Origin of the sequence: Massilia agilis (assembly GCF_024756255.1) — a bacterium.
Lineage (GTDB): Bacteria > Pseudomonadota > Gammaproteobacteria > Burkholderiales > Burkholderiaceae_D > Telluria > Telluria agilis.
The window spans coordinates 60,041-75,660 of the sequence record NZ_JANUHB010000002.1; the positions used below are offsets into that span (position 1 = coordinate 60,041).

Below are 15,620 nucleotides of genomic sequence, written 5' to 3' on the forward strand. Positions count from 1 at the left end.
CCTGCGCGGGAACGACGGCCAGAAAAAAGCCCGGCACGCAGCCGGGCTTTTTCACGTCAAGCGAGAAGCGCTTATTCGGCTTCGTTCTTCGCGCCCAGGTCAGCCGCCTTGGCGGTCACCTTGGCCTTGGCCTTGTGCTTGAGCGCCTCGATGTAGCCGTACATCTCGGCCTGGCCCAGCACCTGTGCGATCTGCTCGGCTTCCTGCTTGCGGCGCGCCTGGTCCGGCTGCGCGGCTTGCGAGACCTTCGAGATGCGGTACACGCCGTAGCCCTGCCCCGGCACTTCCACGCCAACGTAGGCCGGCAGCTTGCTCACGTCCGCCTTGATGACGGCCATCGCGGCAACGCGGTTGATCTGCGGCTCCTTGGTGCGCGAGACCACCTTCGGCACGCTGAAACCAGCGGCGTCGCCCGATGCCTTGGCAGCGGCCATCTTGGCTTCACCGGCCTGCTTGGCCAGGCGCATCTCTTCTTCCTGCGTCACCACCTGGCGGATCTGTGCTTCCACTTCCGACAGCGGACGCTTGGCGGCCGGCTTGAACTCGACCACGTGACCCGCGATGAGCGTGCTCGGCGCGACTTCCACCGCTTCGGTGTTGCGCTTGTTCTTGATCGAGTCAACCGAGAACAGCGCGGTAAGGAACTTCTCGTTGTTGTACGGTGCGCGACCCAGGGCCGGGTTCGGCTTGCGGGTCAGGCCGCTGACGGTCTCGATCTTCAGGCCCAGCTTGTCCGCAGCCGGCTTCAGGCTGTCGGCCTGCTCGTACACGGTGTTGGTGAAGATGTCTGCCAGCTCCGAATACTTCTTCGACATCTTCTGCTTCTTCAGCTCGGCCACGATCTCGGGCTTGGCTTCCTCCAGCGTCTTTTGCGCCGCCGGCTTCAGCGAGGTGAGCTTGATGATGTGGTAGCCGAATTCAGACTGCACCAGGTCGCTGACCTGGCCTTCCTTGAGCGCGTAGATCGCGTCTTCCACCGGCTTGACGAAGGCGCCCTTCTCCACCGTGCCCAGGTCGCCGCCCAGCTCGGCCGAGCCCGGGTCCTGCGATTCCTTCTTGGCGATCTTCGCGAAGTCGTTCGGGTTCTTCTTCACTTCGGCCAGCACCTGCTCGGCCTTGGCCTTGGCAGCGTCCATCTCGGCCTTCGAAGCGCCCTTCTTGGTCGCGATCAGGATGTGGCTTGCGGCGCGCTTTTCTTCGGTACCGAAGCGCTGCTTGTTCTTGTTGTAGAAATCGGCCACCTCGGCGTCGCTGACCGACACCTGGCTCTCGACAGCGGCGGCATCGAACACGATGTACTCGGCCTTGGCCTGTTCCGGCACCTGGAACTGATCCGGATGCTTGTCGTAGTAAGCCTTCACCATCTCCGGCGTGACGTTGACCTTGGACGCGTAATCGGCCACCGGGAACATCAGCTCTTCGACTTCGCGCTCCTGGTCGTTGATGTCGGACAGGCGCGTGGTCACGCTGCGCGGCACGAAGGCGGTCGCCTGCACCGAGCCGGCCAGCTGCTGCACGGCCATGTCCTGGCGCATGCGCGCTTCGAACATCTGCGGGCTCATGCCTTGCGACTGCAGCACGGCCAGGTAGGCGTCCTTGTCAAAGCTGCCGTCGGGCTTGCGGAAGCTCGGGATGCCCAGGATGGTCTTTTGCAGCGTGGCGTCGCTGATCGTCATGTGGGTCTTGGCGATCTCGCGGCCGATCGAGCGCTCGGCGACCAGGTTGTCGAGGATCGCCTGCTTGGCTTCCGGCGTCTCGAGCATCTTCGGATCGAACTGCGGGCCCATCATCTGGCGATACTGGTCCATCTGCTTGCGCTGCGCCGCTTCCCACTCCTGGCGCGTGATCGCCTGCCCATCGACGGTAGCAACGCTGTCGGCGCCGCCGCCGCGGCTTTCGTAGCCGCTGATGCCGACCAGGACGAACGACGGCACGATCAGCAAGGCCAGTAGGATCTGCATCAGGCGCTGGTGAGTACGGATAAATTCAAACATGGTCAGCCATTCATTCGTTGAGTGGACACGCTTCTCGGAGCATAACTTAAAAAAAAGGGCGAACTCTCGTTCGCCCTCTTTTTCGAATTTGGCGGAGCGGACGGGGCTCGAACCCGCGACCCTCGGCGTGACAGGCCGATACTCTAACCAACTGAGCTACCGCTCCAAATTCTGTCGTATCTTGTGGCGGAGCGGACGGGGCTCGAACCCGCGACCCTCGGCGTGACAGGCCGATACTCTAACCAACTGAGCTACCGCTCCACAAAAATACTTGCTGCATGTTCGGTGGCGGCCCGAGGCTCTGCACGCCAAACATTCTCGCTGCTGTCACAGCAGCGAAGAAGCATTAGTTTACAGCATCTTTTAGCGCTTTACCAGCCTTAAATTTCGGTACGCGCGCGGCCTTGATCTTGATGGCTTCCTTGGTGCGCGGGTCGCGGCCGGTGCGCGCGGCGCGCTCGCCAACGGTAAAGGTGCCAAAGCCGACCAGGGTCACGCTGTCGTTCTTTTTCAGCGTTTCGGTCACGGCGTTGAGCATGGCGTCGAGTGCGCGGGTTGCCGATGCCTTGGTGATGTCGGCGGACTTCGCGATTTCTTCGATCAGTTCTGTTTTGTTCACTCTCTTCCCTCTTCTTTCGGCTTGGCGCAAAAGTGCAAGCGCGTATTAAACAAGCGATGAAATGATTGTGTCAAGCAACATCGCTTGTCAGAAGGCCCGGGAGCCACGAATTAGGGTGTAGGGTGGGCAGATTCTGCCCACGCGTTCAAGCGGCGTTGAACAGCCCGCGGGCCAGCCTGGCACCGCCTGGACGCGTAGGCAGGAGACCTGCCCACCCTACAAAAAAACAGGCGCCACGCGGGCGCCTGCTTCAGTTGCCGATGATACCGGCTTAGTGCTTGACCACCTCGCCTTGTGCCTCCGGGGTTGCCGTCACCGGCACCTGGGTCACTTCGACCAGCGGGGCCGGCTGGCGCTCGAGGGCCACTTCCAGCACCTTCTCGATCCAGCGCACCGGAATGATCTCGAGCTTGTTCTTGACGTTGTCAGGAACCTCGGCCAGATCTTTCACGTTCTGCTCCGGGATCAAGACGGTCTTGATGCCGCCGCGCTGCGCCGCCAGCAGCTTCTCCTTCAGGCCGCCGATCGGGAGCACTTCACCACGCAGGGTGATCTCGCCCGTCATCGCCACGTCCGCGCGGACCGGGATGCCGGTGAAGATCGACACAAGCGCCGTGGTCATCGCGATACCGGCGGACGGACCGTCCTTCGGCGTCGCGCCTTCCGGCACGTGGATGTGGATGTCGCTCTTCTCGAACACCTCGCCCTTGATGCCCAGGCGCTGCGCACGGCTGCGCACCACGGTGCGGGCTGCCTCGATCGACTCCTTCATCACGTCGCCCAGCGTACCGGTACGGATGATCTGGCCCTTGCCCGGCACGTTGACCGCTTCGATGGTGAGCAGGTCGCCGCCCACTTCGGTCCATGCGAGGCCCACCACCTGGCCGATCTGGTTCTGCTTCTCGGCCACGCCGAAGTCGTAGCGGCGCACGCCCAGGAACTTGTCCAGGTTCTTGGCGCTGACGGCCACCTTCTTGTCCGACTTCTTCAGGAGCAGCATCTTCACCACCTTGCGGCAGATCTTGGACACTTCGCGCTCGAGCGAACGCACGCCCGCTTCACGGGTGTAGTAGCGGATGATGTCGCGGATCGCCGACTCGTCGACCTTGATCTCGTCTTCCTTCAGCCCGTTGGCCTTCATCTGCTTGGGCAGCAGGTAGCGCAGCGCAATGCTGGTCTTCTCGTCCTCGGTGTAGCCGGACAGACGGATCACTTCCATCCGGTCCAACAGCGCCGGCGGAATGTTGAACGAGTTCGAGGTCGCCACGAACATCACGTCCGACAGGTCGAAGTCCACTTCGATGTAGTGGTCCGAGAACGTGTGGTTCTGTTCCGGGTCCAGCACTTCGAGCAGGGCCGACGACGGGTCGCCGCGGAAGTCCGCGCCCATCTTGTCGATCTCGTCCAGCAGGAACAAGGGGTTCCTCACGCCGACCTTGGCCAGCGACTGCAGCACCTTGCCCGGCATCGAGCCGATGTAGGTACGACGGTGGCCGCGGATCTCGGCCTCGTCACGCACCCCGCCCAGCGCCATGCGCACGTACTTGCGGTTGGTCGCCTTGGCGATCGACTGGCCAAGCGAGGTCTTGCCCACGCCCGGGGGGCCGACGAAGCACAGGATCGGGGCCTTGAGCTTGTCCACGCGCTGTTGCACCGCGAGGTACTCGAGGATGCGTTCCTTGATCTTCTCCAGGCCAAAGTGGTCCGAGTCCAGCACCTTCTGCGCGTTTTCCAGGTCGTTGTTGACCTTGGACTTTTTCTTCCACGGCAGGCCGACCAGGGTGTCGATGTAGTTGCGCACCACGGTCGCTTCGGCCGACATCGGCGACATCAGCTTGAGCTTCTTGATCTCGGCCTGCGCCTTGTCCATTGCCTCCTTCGGCATCTTGGCGGCGATCACCTTCTTCTCCAGTTCCTCGATGTCGGCGCCTTCTTCGCCTTCACCCAGTTCCTTCTGGATGGCCTTGACCTGTTCGTTCAGGTAGTACTCGCGCTGCGATTTTTCCATCTGGCGCTTGACGCGGCCACGGATGCGCTTTTCGACCTGCAGGATGTCGAGCTCGCCCTCAAGCTGGCCGAGCAGGTGCTCAAGGCGCTTGGCGACGTTGAAGATCTCGAGGATCACCTGCTTTTGCTCGAGCTTGAGCGGCAGGTGCGCGGCGACCGTGTCGGCCAGGCGGCCGGCGTCATCGATGCCCGCCAGCGAAGCCAGGATCTCGGGCGGGATTTTCTTGTTCAGTTTGACGTACTGGTCGAACTGCTGGACGATCGCGCGGCGCATGGCTTCGACTTCGGAATCGTCGCCGATTTCCGATTGCAGCGGCGTCAGCTCGGCCACGAAGTGGCTCGGGGTGTCGCTGATATGGTCGATGCGCGCACGCTGGGCGCCTTCGACCAGCACCTTCACGGTGCCGTCCGGCAGCTTGAGCATTTGCAGAATATTGGCCACGCAGCCGATCTCGTAGATGTCTGCGGCGGAGGGTTCGTCCTTGGCGGCGGCCTTTTGGGCAGCCAGCATGATGCTCTTGCCCTGCTCCATCGCGGCCTCCAGGGCCTTGATCGATTTGGGGCGGCCAACGAACAGCGGTATCACCATATGCGGAAACACGACCACGTCGCGCAACGGCAGGAGGGGCAGCGTCGTTTGTTCGGTTAATTTCGAAGTTGTCATGGCATACCTTATAGAAAAGCTTGTTGACGATGTTGGGCGCCCGCGGCCAAAAACAAGGGGCCGCGAAGGGAAAAAATTTTCTACAAGTAAAGGATCATTAACTTGCCGCACCAAATGTCGTTCGAATAAAAGATGCCGCTGGAATGAAAAAAGCCACCTTCGCGAACGGCGCCGCGAGAGTGGCTTTTCGATTGAAGCCTGCGTCTTTTATTGAGGAAAATTGTACCGCCAAAACTCGGCGGATCAACCCCTTTTGTTGTGTGTGCGCCGGGAAATTTTAGTTTTCGCCGGAAGCCTTTGCTGGTTCGCTATAAATCATCAGCGGTTTGGCGCCATTCGTGATCGTATTCTCATCGATCACGACCTTGATCACGTTCTGCTGGTTCGGCAGCTCGTACATCACGTCCAGCAGCGCATGCTCCAGGATCGAGCGCAGGCCGCGCGCGCCGGTCTTGCGTGCCAGTGCCTTTTTCGCAATGGCGTGCAGTGCGGCCGGGCGGATCTCCAGTTCGGCGCCTTCCATTTCCAGCAGCTTGGAATACTGCTTGATGAGCGCGTTCTTGGGCTCGATCAGGATCTGGATCAGCGCTTCCTCGGTCAACTCGCTGAGGGTAGCTACGACCGGCAGACGGCCAACAAGTTCCGGGATCAGGCCGAACTTGATCAGGTCTTCCGGCTCCACTTCCATCAGCAGGTCGCTGGTCGAACGCTCGGACTGGCTCTTGACGCTGGCGGCAAAGCCGATGCCGCTCTTTTCAGAACGGTTCTGGATGATCTTGGCCAGGCCGTCGAACGCGCCGCCGCAGATGAACATGATGTTGGTCGTGTCGATCTGCACGAAGTCCTGGTTCGGGTGCTTGCGCCCGCCCTGCGGCGGTACCGAGGCCATGGTGCCCTCGATCAGCTTGAGCAGGGCCTGCTGCACGCCTTCGCCGGACACGTCGCGGGTGATCGACGGGTTGTCGCTCTTGCGCGAGATCTTGTCGATCTCGTCGATGTAGACGATGCCGCGCTGGGCTTTTTCGACTTCGTAATTGCAGCTTTGCAGCAGCTTCTGGATGATGTTCTCGACGTCCTCGCCCACGTAGCCGGCTTCGGTCAGCGTGGTAGCGTCGGCGATCACGAACGGCACGTTGAGCATGCGGGCCAGCGTTTGCGCGAGCAAGGTCTTGCCGGAGCCGGTGGGACCGACCAGCAGGATGTTGCTCTTGGCCAGCTCGACGTCATCCTTCTTGCCCATGTGCTTCAGGCGCTTGTAGTGGTTGTACACGGCCACCGACAGGATGCGCTTGGCGGTTTGCTGGCCGATCACGTACTGGTCCAGCAATGCGGCGATCTCGTGCGGGGTCGGCAGGTCGGACTTGGCGCCGGCCACCGATTCCACGTTCGAGGTCTCGTCACGGATGATGTCGTTGCACAAGTCGATGCACTCGTCGCAGATGAAGACCGAAGGGCCTGCGATGAGCTTTTTTACCTCGTGCTGGCTTTTGCCGCAGAACGAGCAGTACAGAAGTTTTTCGCCGCTAGAGGATTTTTTGTCAGACATGGGGCAGGATTCTGTTGAATTGCTATGAATATAACGCTAATACGAGGGCGCAACAAGTGCGCACGACACGCTCATGCTACCCGAAATAAAAACGAAACGCCCGAACGTGCTCGCGTCCGGGCGTTTTTCAGCAACACGTTGTGGGATGCATCAAGCGCGGTTGGTCAGGACCTTGTCGATCAGGCCATATTCCACCGCCTCGTCGCCCGACATGAAGCGGTCGCGGTCGGTATCCTTGTGGATCTGCTCGATGGATTGGCCGGTGCGCTCGGCCAGCAGGCGGTTCAGGCGCTCGCGCAGGTACAGGATCTCCTTGGCCTGGATCTCGATGTCCGAAGCCTGGCCCTGCGAACCACCGGACGGCTGGTGGATCATGATGCGCGAGTTCGGCAGCGAGAAGCGCTTGCCCTTGGCGCCGGCGGCCAGCAGGAACGCGCCCATCGACGCGGCCAGGCCGGTGCACAGGGTCGAGACGTCCGGCTTGATGAAGTTCATCGTGTCGAAGATCGCCAGGCCGGCCGAAACCGAGCCGCCCGGCGAGTTGATGTACAGCGAGATGTCCTTGTCCGGGTTCTCGCTTTCCAGGAACAGCAGCTGGGCGACGATCAGGTTGGCCATCTGGTCGTTCACGGGGCCGACCAGGAAGACGACACGCTCCTTGAGCAGGCGCGAATAGATGTCGTATGCGCGCTCGCCGCGGCCGCTCTGTTCGACCACCATCGGCACGAGGCCGAGTGCTTGAGTGTCCAATGCCGGATTACGGTACATGTTGTGTTCCTTGTAAGTTGGAAACGTCGTTCCCGCGGGGCGGGAACCCATAGGGCGCGTGACGTCACGCTCAGCATGGGTTCCCGCCTCCGCGGGAACGACGGTTCTGATGCTCGAAAAGAGCAGCTTACTGCAGCAATTAAGCCTGAGCGTTGCTGCCCATCAATTCATCGAAAGCGATGTCCTTGGTCGCCACTTTCGCCTTGCCGAGCACATAGTTAACGACGTTATCTTCCAATACAAGAGCTTCGACTTCGGCCAGGCGGCGGCGATCGCTGTAATAGTACTTCAACACTTCCTTCGGGTCCTCGTACGACTGTGCGAAGTCCTCGATCTGGGCCTTGACCTGCTCCGAGGTGGCTTGCAGGTTGTTGTCGTTGACCAGCTGGCCCAGGATCAGGCCCAGGCGCACGCGGCGCTCGGCCTTGGGAGCGAACCATTCGTTCTGCATCGGCAGGTTCTTCACGTCCATGCCGCGCTGGGCCATGTCCTGGCGGGTCATTTCGGCCAGGCGCTGCGAGTCCTGCTCGATCATGACTTTCGGCACGTCCAGCTCGGTGGCCTTGACCAGCGCGTCCATCACGGCTTCCTTGTTGCGCGACTTGATGCGGGCGCCGACTTCACGCTCCAGGTTGACCTTGATGTCTTCGCGCATCTTGGCGATGTCGCCGTTCTCGATGCCCAGCGACTTGGCGAACTCGGCGTCCACTTCCGGCATGTGGGCCCACTCGAGCTTCTTCAGGGTGATGGTGAATTCGGCGGTTTTGCCGGCCACGTCCTTGCCGTGGTAGTCCTCGGGGAACGGCAGCGGGAAGGTCTTCGATTCGCCCACTTTCAGGCCGACGGTGGCAGCTTCGAATTCCGGCAGCATGCGGCCTTCGCCCAGCACGAACGCGTAGTCTTCGGCCTTGCCGCCGGCGAACTCTTCACCGTCGATCTTGCCGACGAAGTCCACGGTCACGCGGTCGCCGTTGGCAGCCACCGGCTCGCCGCCGGTGCCGTGCTCGCCTGCTTCACCTTTCGGGTGGAAGTGCACGCGCTGCTTGCGCAGGATGTCGATGGTCTTGTCGATTTCAGCGTCGGTGACTTCGGTCTTGACGGTCTCGACGTCGACGTTGGCCAGGTCCGGGATCACGACTTCCGGATAGACTTCGAAGGTGGCGTCGAAAGCCAGCATGCCTTCCGGCGCGTCTTGCTTCGGCTCGATTTTCGGGAAGCCGGCAACTTTCAGCTGGGCTTCGGTGGCTGCCTCGTTGAACGCGCGGCCGACCTTGTCGTTGAGCACGTCCGATTCGATCTGGTAGCCGTACTGGGCAGCGACCATCTTCAGGGGCACTTTGCCGGGACGGAAGCCGGGCGCGCGGGCGGTTTTAGCCTGCTGCTTGAGGCGCTTGTCAACTTCCGTACGCACGTCCGCGACCGGAACAGAGATGGTCAAGCGACGCTCGAGTTTACCCAGGGTTTCGACTGCAGTTGCCATTGTAAAAATCGTCCAAAAAAATGAATTGTTCGTGGTGCGAGGAGGGGGACTCGAACCCCCACACCATTGCTGGCGTCAGGACCTAAACCTGGTGCGTCTACCAATTTCGCCATCCTCGCGCAGGATTGCTGCATCTTGCCACAAAAACAAAGGGCGCCCGACAGTGAAACCGGCCGCCCTGCACTCCTCTGTTTAGGGGCTACAACTTCAACCGGCTATTTTACTGGATTTTCTGACACGATTGGGAGCGAATTTTGCTGTGCAGTGTGGTCCCACGCGTTCAACGAAAAATTGTGCGGTGGAGGTGCGGCCGGTTGAACGCGTGGGCAGGAAGACCTGCCCACCCTACCCGTCGATGCTGCGCCATATAATGCAGCGAATTCAAAATCACTTATTCCTCCAGCATGGCGGTCGACCACTACGAAAACTTCCCCGTCGCTTCGTTCCTGCTGCCGCGCCGCCTGGTGCCGGCGGTCGAGGCCATCTACGCTTTCGCGCGCAGCGCCGACGACCTGGCCGACGAAGGCGACGCCGCGCCCGGCGAGCGCGTGGCGGCGCTGTCGGCCTACGAGTCGGCGCTCGATGCAATCGGGCGCGGCGAGCCGCAGGCCGACCCGATGTTTGCGCGCCTGGCCGCCGTGGTGGCGCAGTACCACCTGCAGCTGCAGCCAATGCGCGACCTGCTGTCGGCCTTCAAGCAGGACGTGGTCACCCCGCGCTACGCCGATTACGCCCTCCTGCTCGACTACTGCCGCCGCTCGGCCAACCCGGTCGGCCGGCTGATGCTGGCGCTTTACGGCAGCACGGACGCGACCAGCCTGCGCGAATCCGACGCCATCTGCACCGCGCTCCAGCTGATCAACTTCTGGCAGGACGTGGCGATCGACATCGCCAAAGGCCGCATCTACATTCCGCAAGAAGACCTGGCGCGCTTTGGCGTGGCCGAGGACCAGATCGTGCGTGGCGATACCAGCGGTGGCTGGCGCGCCTTGATGGCGTTCGAGGTGGAGCGCTCGCGCGCGCTGATGCTGGAAGGCGCTTCGCTGCCGCGGCGGCTGCCGGGACGGATCGGCTGGGAGCTGCGCATGGTGGTCCAGGGCGGCCTGCGCATCCTGGAAGCGATCGAACAGGCCAATTACGACGTGTTCCGGCATCGCCCCAAGCTGGCCGCGGGCGACTGGATGACCATCGCCTGGCGCGCGCTGCGCATGTGAACGGCCAGCCTGCTGTTCTGCTACCCGCCCGCATCGGCTAAGATAGCGGATTCGCCACATTTGTTTGTGTTTACATGTCCCCCGACGAATACTGCCAGCAAAAGACCGTCCAGAGCGGCTCCAGCTTCTATTACAGCTTCCTGTTCCTGGAGCCGGAGCGGCGCCGCGCGATCACCGCGCTGTATGCCCTGTGCCGCGAGCTGGACGACACGGTGGACAACGCCACCGACGAATCGGTCGCGCGCATCAAGCTGGCGTGGTGGCGCAACGAGATCTCAACCATGTACCGCGGCACGCCCACGCACCCCGTGACGCAGGCGCTCAAGCCGCACCTGGCCACCCACAACCTGCAAGAAAAGCACCTGCTGGCGATCGTGGACGGCATGGAGATGGACCTGAACCAGAGCCGCTACCTGGACTTCGCGGGCCTGAAGAACTACTGCTGGCATGTGGCCGGCGTCGTCGGCATCCTTTCGGCCAGCATCTTTGGCGCCACGAGTTCCAGGACGCTGGAATACGCCGAGAAGCTGGGCCTGGCGTTCCAGCTCACGAACATCATCCGCGATGTGGGCGAAGATGCGCGCAAGGGCCGCATCTACCTGCCGGTGAATGAACTGCAGCAGTTCGGCGTGACGGCGGCCGATATCCTGAACGCGCGCCACAGCGACAAGTTCGAGGCGCTGATGCAGTTCCAGACCGAGCGCGCGCGCGGCTACTACGACGAGGCGATGGCGCTGCTGCCCAAGGAAGACCGGCGCGCCCAGCGCCCGGGCCTGATGATGGCGTCGATCTACCGCACCCTGCTCGACGAGATCGAGCGCGACCGCTTCCACGTCCTGACCCAGCGCATCTCGCTCACGCCGCTGCGCAAGCTGTGGCTGGCGTGGAAGACCTATGTGCGCGGCTAAAAGCAGCCTGTCGGTCGCCGTCGTCGGCGGCGGCTGGGCCGGCTGCGCGGCAGCCGCCGAGCTGGCGCGCGCCGGCTGCACGGTGGCCCTGTTCGAGGCGGCCCGCGCGCTGGGCGGGCGGGCACGCGCGGTCGAGGTCGAGGGTCACATCCTCGACAACGGCCAGCACATCATGCTGGGCGCATACAGCGAGACGCTGCGCATGCTGCGGCTGGTGGGCGTCGATCCCGCCGCCGGCCTGCTGCGCCTGCCCCTGCAGATGCGCTATCCCGAGGCCTCCGGCGGCATGGACTTCGTTGCGCCGCGCCTGCCCGCGCCATGGCACATGCTGGTGGCGCTGCTGCGCGCAAAGGGCCTCGAGCGCGCGGACAAGCTGGCCCTGGCGCGCTTTACCACCAGCGCGCGCTGGATGGGCTGGCAGCTGAACGTGGACTGCAGCGTGGCCGAGCTGCTCGAACGCTTCGACCAGACCGAGCGCCTGGTGCGCCTGATGTGGCGTCCCCTGTGCCTGGCCGCGCTGAACACGCCGATCGAGCACGCCTCGGCCAAGGTGTTCCTCGCGGTGCTGCGCGACAGCCTCGGCGCGCGCCGCGCCGCGTCGGACATGCTGCTGCCACGCCAGAACCTGGGCGCGCTGTTCCCGGCTGCCGCCGCCGGATATGTGCAGCGCAGCGGCGGCGCAGTGCATACCGGCGAGCGTGTCGAAGGCCTGACCCGGGACGCCGATGGCTGGACGCTCCTGCCCGGCGGGCAGCGTTTCGATGCAGTCGTCCTCGCCACGCCGCCCTACCAGGCCGCGCGCCTGCTGGCGGGGCTGCTTGATGCGCAGCCGCTGGCGGAGCAGCTGAACGGTTTCGGCTACGAGCCGATCACCACCTGCTACCTGCAATATGGGCCCGGGCTGCGCCTGCCGCTCCCGTTCTGCGCCCTGCAGGACGACCCGGCGGCGGGCCATTACGGGCAATTCGTATTCGACCGCGGCCAGCTCGACGCCGGCCATGCTGGCCTGTTGTCGGTGGTGGTCAGTGCCGCGCGTGACGCGTCCGGGCTCGACCAGCAGGCGCTGGCCACTGCCGTAGCGGCCCAGCTGGCCGCAAGCCTGGGCGACCCGTCGCTTGCCACGCCTGTGTGGAGCCGCGTCATTACCGAGAAGCGCGCGACCTTTGCGTGCACCCCGGGCCTGGTCCGTCCGGCCAACGAAACACCTCTTCCCGGCCTGGTGCTGGCCGGGGACTACACGGCCAGCGACTACCCGGCCACGCTGGAGTCGGCGGTGCGCAGCGCACGCGCCGCAGCGACGGCCATCCTGTCGTTTCGCGCCCTGCCCCGCAAAAAACGCAGCCTGTCGCAAACCGATGGCGGCGCCGGCGGCCCATCCGTACAGTAGCATCATCGAAAACTGGTATGGATGAAATGGCAATGAACCTGCAACTTGGACTGCGCACCCTGGGCCTGCTGCTCTTCGTGGCCGCCAGCACCGCCCTGCTGGTCAAGCCGGAACTGATCGGCGCGCCGCACGCGGGTACCGCGCCGGCCTTCGCGGCGGTGCTGGCCGTGGCACATAACTGAACCGGAGTATTGCCGCAATGGGCAAAATGGAATTCCTCGACGCGCTCAAGCGGGCCATGATCGGCCTGCCGCCGGAGACGCAGGCGAAAACGCTGGCCTACTACGAACAGCGTTTCGTGGACGGCGTCGCCAGCGGTCGCAGCGAGGAAGAGATCGGCCGCGAACTGGACGATCCGAAGAAAATCGCGCTGACGCTGCGCGCCAACACCCACCTGAACGCGTTCACCGAGAAGAAATCGCCCGTGAACCTGGTGCGCCTGGTGATCTCGGCGGTGGGCCTGGCCATCTTCAACCTCTTCATGGTGGTGCCGGCGGCGGTGTTCGGCGCCCTGCTCACCGCGCTTTACGCTTGCGCCTTCGCGTTCTACGTCTCGGGCATCGTGGTCACGGCGGCCGGACTGGCAGGCGCCAACGAGTACGTATTCCAGGGGCCGGTCAAGCACGTGGTGTTCGAAAACGGCCGCCGCGTCGAGGAACGCGGGGGTTCCGGCACGGTGACGATCGGCCCGCTCGGCGTGCAGTTCCACAAGGACGACGACAAGGACCTGACGGAAGGCGAATCGGGCACGGTGCGCATCGTGAACGACATGGAGGGCGACTCGCGCACCGCGCAGACAGCGGTCGGCGTTGGCCTTGTCATCGGCGGCATCGCGCTGCTGCTCGCGGCGCTGGTCATCACGCGCTACACCTTCATCGGCATCAAGCGCTACCTGCAGATGAACCTGTCGCTGCTGAAGGGAGGCTGAATGCGCACCTTGATGAAAATCGGTTCCAGCCTGCTGGTGCTCGCGGCGATCTTCGTCGGCATCATGTACCTCGTCCTGCGCGGCCACGGTGTGACCACCGCCGCCAGCGTCGAGCGCAGGGCGCAGGCCAGTGAAACGCGCACGGTTACCAAGGCGGTCAAGGCCATCGAACTTTCTGGCCCGATCGACCTGACGGTGCGCTATGGTCCGACCCCGTCCATGACGGTGCGTGGCGAGCAGCGCCTGCTCGCGAACATCGAGACGACGGTAGACGGCGGCCGCCTGCACATCGCCCCGCGCGGCCTGCTCCTGTCGCACCGTCACCCGCTGCAGGTCGAGCTGGTGCTGCCGGTACTGGACAGCATTCGCGTCAACGGCAGCGGCGACATCAACGTGGATGGCTTCTCGGGCGAATCGGTGGAGCTGCAGCTCGATGGCTCGGGCACCTTCAAGTTCAACGGCCGCTATCGCCGCGCCAACGTCAGCCTGCACGGCAGCGGCGACATGGACCTTGACGTGGGCAACAGCGACCGCGTTCAGGCCCAGGTGATGGGCTCGGGCTCGATCACCCTGGCGGGCAGCTGCCTGGAGCTGGTGGCCGAAACCACGGGTTCGGGCGAGCTCGATGCCCGGCACCTGCGCGCCGAATCGGCCAATGTGCGCCAGTTCGGCACCGGCAGCAGCACGGTCAACGCCCGCAAGTCGGTGGCGGTGTCCGTCAGCGGCAACGGCAACGTCGACGTACTCGGCAACCCGTCGCAGCGCAGCGTGAGCCGCAGCGGCAATGGCGACGTGAACTTCAGCGATTGAGCCAGGCCAGCGCGCCGCGGCCGGCGGCGCGTCCGCTGCCAAAGCATGCGGTGAGCAGGTAGCCGCCGGTTGGCGCTTCCCAGTCCAGCATTTCCCCGGCCACGAACACGCCTGGCACGGCGCGCAGCATGCCGCTGCCGTCCACGGCGTCGAAACGTACCCCGCCAGCGCTGCTGATGGCTTCCGCGACGGGGCGCGTACGCTTGAGCACCAGCGGCAGCGCCTTGATCGCACCAGCCAGCCGCACCGGGTCGGCGTAGCCAGCCGCATCCAGGCATTCACGCAGCAGGCCGGCCTTCACGCCCTTGATGCCGAGGCGGCTTTGCAGGTGGCTCGACATCGAACGCGAGCCGCGCGGGTGCGTGACCTCGGCCAGGACACGATCCGCGTCGTGGTCCGGCGCCAGGTCGATCCATATCGTGGTGCTGCCGTTGGCGGCGATCTGGTCGCGCAGCGGCGCCGACAGCGCATACACCAGGCTGCCCTCGATGCCGGTGGACGTGACCACGAACTGGCCCTTGCGCCATTCCTTTTGCCCTTGCGCGTTCACGAAGGTGATGGCCACCGTCGTCAGCGGCGCGCCCGCATGGCGCGAGGCAAAGTGTTCGCTCCAGTCGGCATCGAAACCGCAGTTGGACGGCACGAGGGGTGCGACGGCCACATCCCTTTGCGCCAGTACGGCGCTCCACGCGCCATCCGACCCTAGCCGCGGCCAGCTGGCCCCGCCGAGCGCGAGCACGGTCGCGGGACTACTCACGCATGGCTCGCCGTCCGGCGTTGCGAACAAGAGAGCGCCATCGCGCCAGCCCAGCCAGCGATGGCGCATGTGGAACTGCACGCCCGCTTCGCGCAGCCGGTGCAGCCAAGCGCGCAGCAGCGGCGCTGCCTTCATATCGGTCGGGAATACGCGGCCGGAGGTACCGATAAAGGTATCGATGCCCAGCCCGTGGATCCAGTCGCGCACCTGCTCCGGCGTGAAGTCGGCGAGCCAGCGGCCTACCTCCTGCGACCGGGCGCCGTAACGCGCCACGAAGCGCTCGCAGGGCTCCGAATGCGTGATGTTCATCCCGCCCTTGCCGGCCAGGAGAAACTTGCGCCCGCTCGAGGGCATGGCATCGTACACGTCCACCTGCGCTCCGCCAGCGGCCAGCACTTCCGCGGCCATCAGCCCGGCTGGGCCGGCGCCGATGACGACGGCGCGAACACGGTTTGAAGCGGCAGTGGACATGGCGGTGCAGACGAAAGACATGAGAGGAGCGCATTGTAGTCGATCCCGCGCCAATTTCCGATGTAAA

General features: G+C 63.9%; 13 protein-coding genes and 3 tRNA genes. 6 read left to right on the forward strand and 10 right to left on the reverse strand.

Annotated elements, in window-relative coordinates:
- Positions 1-71: 71 nt before the first annotated feature.
- From NX774_RS07175 to NX774_RS07215, 9 genes are all read right to left on the reverse strand, one after another.
- Positions 72-1,994 (reverse strand): SurA N-terminal domain-containing protein, encoded by a 1,923-nt coding sequence (locus NX774_RS07175; RefSeq protein WP_258821503.1) that lies wholly within the window; start codon positions 1,992-1,994, stop codon positions 72-74.
- A gap of 89 nt (positions 1,995-2,083) precedes the next feature.
- Positions 2,084-2,160 (reverse strand) — tRNA-Asp (locus NX774_RS07180).
- Between the two features lie 18 nt (positions 2,161-2,178).
- Positions 2,179-2,255: transfer RNA gene (locus NX774_RS07185), tRNA-Asp, on the reverse strand.
- An 85-nt stretch (positions 2,256-2,340) separates the two neighbouring features.
- Positions 2,341-2,613, reverse strand: coding sequence for an HU family DNA-binding protein (locus NX774_RS07190; RefSeq protein WP_258822715.1), 273 nt, complete (start codon positions 2,611-2,613; stop codon positions 2,341-2,343).
- 271 nt (positions 2,614-2,884) lie between these two features.
- A complete protein-coding gene (gene lon / locus NX774_RS07195) occupies positions 2,885-5,284 on the reverse strand; it encodes an endopeptidase La (protein ID WP_258821504.1) in 2,400 nt (799 codons plus the stop codon).
- 277 nt (positions 5,285-5,561) lie between these two features.
- Positions 5,562-6,830, reverse strand: coding sequence for an ATP-dependent Clp protease ATP-binding subunit ClpX (clpX, locus tag NX774_RS07200; protein WP_258821505.1), 1,269 nt, complete (start codon positions 6,828-6,830; stop codon positions 5,562-5,564).
- 150 nt (positions 6,831-6,980) lie between these two features.
- On the reverse strand, positions 6,981-7,598 hold the full coding sequence (clpP, locus tag NX774_RS07205; protein WP_258821506.1) for an ATP-dependent Clp endopeptidase proteolytic subunit ClpP: 618 nt from the start codon (positions 7,596-7,598) through the stop codon (positions 6,981-6,983).
- A 139-nt stretch (positions 7,599-7,737) separates the two neighbouring features.
- The gene (tig, locus tag NX774_RS07210) at positions 7,738-9,078 is read right to left on the reverse strand and encodes a trigger factor (protein ID WP_258821507.1); all 1,341 of its coding nucleotides are present in this window, start codon (positions 9,076-9,078) and stop codon (positions 7,738-7,740) included.
- 32 nt (positions 9,079-9,110) lie between these two features.
- A tRNA-Leu gene (locus NX774_RS07215) sits at positions 9,111-9,197 on the reverse strand.
- Positions 9,198-9,482: 285 nt separating this feature from the next.
- On the opposite strand from NX774_RS07215, the gene hpnC reads away from it, so the two are divergent.
- The 6 genes from hpnC to NX774_RS07245 all read left to right on the forward strand — a co-directional run bounded on the left by hpnC (position 9,483) and on the right by NX774_RS07245 (position 14,325).
- Positions 9,483-10,292: a squalene synthase HpnC gene (gene hpnC, locus NX774_RS07220; protein ID WP_258821508.1), complete on the forward strand. Its 810-nt coding sequence runs from the start codon at positions 9,483-9,485 to the stop codon at positions 10,290-10,292.
- A gap of 74 nt (positions 10,293-10,366) precedes the next feature.
- On the forward strand, positions 10,367-11,200 hold the full coding sequence (gene hpnD / locus NX774_RS07225; RefSeq protein ID WP_258821509.1) for a presqualene diphosphate synthase HpnD: 834 nt from the start codon (positions 10,367-10,369) through the stop codon (positions 11,198-11,200).
- Entirely contained in the window at positions 11,187-12,587 is a 1,401-nt protein-coding gene (gene hpnE / locus NX774_RS07230) for a hydroxysqualene dehydroxylase HpnE (protein ID WP_258821510.1), read from the forward strand. The genes hpnD and hpnE overlap by 14 nt, the downstream gene beginning before the upstream one ends.
- 32 nt (positions 12,588-12,619) lie before the next feature.
- Positions 12,620-12,769 (forward strand): hypothetical protein, encoded by a 150-nt coding sequence (locus NX774_RS07235; protein WP_258821511.1) that lies wholly within the window; start codon positions 12,620-12,622, stop codon positions 12,767-12,769.
- Positions 12,770-12,786: 17 nt separating this feature from the next.
- Positions 12,787-13,515, forward strand: coding sequence for a DUF1700 domain-containing protein (locus NX774_RS07240; RefSeq protein WP_258821512.1), 729 nt, complete (start codon positions 12,787-12,789; stop codon positions 13,513-13,515).
- Positions 13,516-14,325 carry a GIN domain-containing protein gene (locus NX774_RS07245; RefSeq protein ID WP_258821513.1) on the forward strand — a complete coding sequence of 270 codons (810 nt, stop codon included), beginning with the start codon at positions 13,516-13,518 and terminating at the stop codon, positions 14,323-14,325. It begins immediately after the preceding gene.
- On the opposite strand, the gene NX774_RS07250 is transcribed toward NX774_RS07245, so the two are convergent.
- Entirely contained in the window at positions 14,315-15,574 is a 1,260-nt protein-coding gene (locus tag NX774_RS07250; protein WP_258821514.1) for a TIGR03862 family flavoprotein, read from the reverse strand. The two genes, NX774_RS07245 and NX774_RS07250, sit on opposite strands and share 11 nt — an antisense overlap.
- Positions 15,575-15,620: the final 46 nt, after the last annotated feature.

Excerpts from the sequence above, each read along its gene's own strand:
- NX774_RS07175 (WP_258821503.1), bottom strand. The coding sequence starts at position 1,994 with ATGTTTGAATTTATCCGTACTCACCAGCGCCTGATGCAGATCCTACTG.
- lon (WP_258821504.1), bottom strand. The coding sequence starts at position 5,284 with ATGACAACTTCGAAATTAACCGAACAAACGACGCTGCCCCTCCTGCCG.
- clpX (WP_258821505.1), bottom strand. The coding sequence starts at position 6,830 with ATGTCTGACAAAAAATCCTCTAGCGGCGAAAAACTTCTGTACTGCTCG.
- clpP (WP_258821506.1), bottom strand. The coding sequence starts at position 7,598 with ATGTACCGTAATCCGGCATTGGACACTCAAGCACTCGGCCTCGTGCCG.
- tig (WP_258821507.1), bottom strand. The coding sequence starts at position 9,078 with ATGGCAACTGCAGTCGAAACCCTGGGTAAACTCGAGCGTCGCTTGACC.
- hpnC (WP_258821508.1), top strand. The coding sequence starts at position 9,483 with ATGGCGGTCGACCACTACGAAAACTTCCCCGTCGCTTCGTTCCTGCTG.
- hpnD (WP_258821509.1), top strand. The coding sequence starts at position 10,367 with ATGTCCCCCGACGAATACTGCCAGCAAAAGACCGTCCAGAGCGGCTCC.
- hpnE (WP_258821510.1), top strand. The coding sequence starts at position 11,187 with ATGTGCGCGGCTAAAAGCAGCCTGTCGGTCGCCGTCGTCGGCGGCGGC.
- NX774_RS07235 (WP_258821511.1), top strand. The coding sequence starts at position 12,620 with ATGAACCTGCAACTTGGACTGCGCACCCTGGGCCTGCTGCTCTTCGTG.
- NX774_RS07240 (WP_258821512.1), top strand. The coding sequence starts at position 12,787 with ATGGGCAAAATGGAATTCCTCGACGCGCTCAAGCGGGCCATGATCGGC.
- NX774_RS07245 (WP_258821513.1), top strand. The coding sequence starts at position 13,516 with ATGCGCACCTTGATGAAAATCGGTTCCAGCCTGCTGGTGCTCGCGGCG.
- NX774_RS07250 (WP_258821514.1), bottom strand. The coding sequence starts at position 15,574 with ATGTCTTTCGTCTGCACCGCCATGTCCACTGCCGCTTCAAACCGTGTT.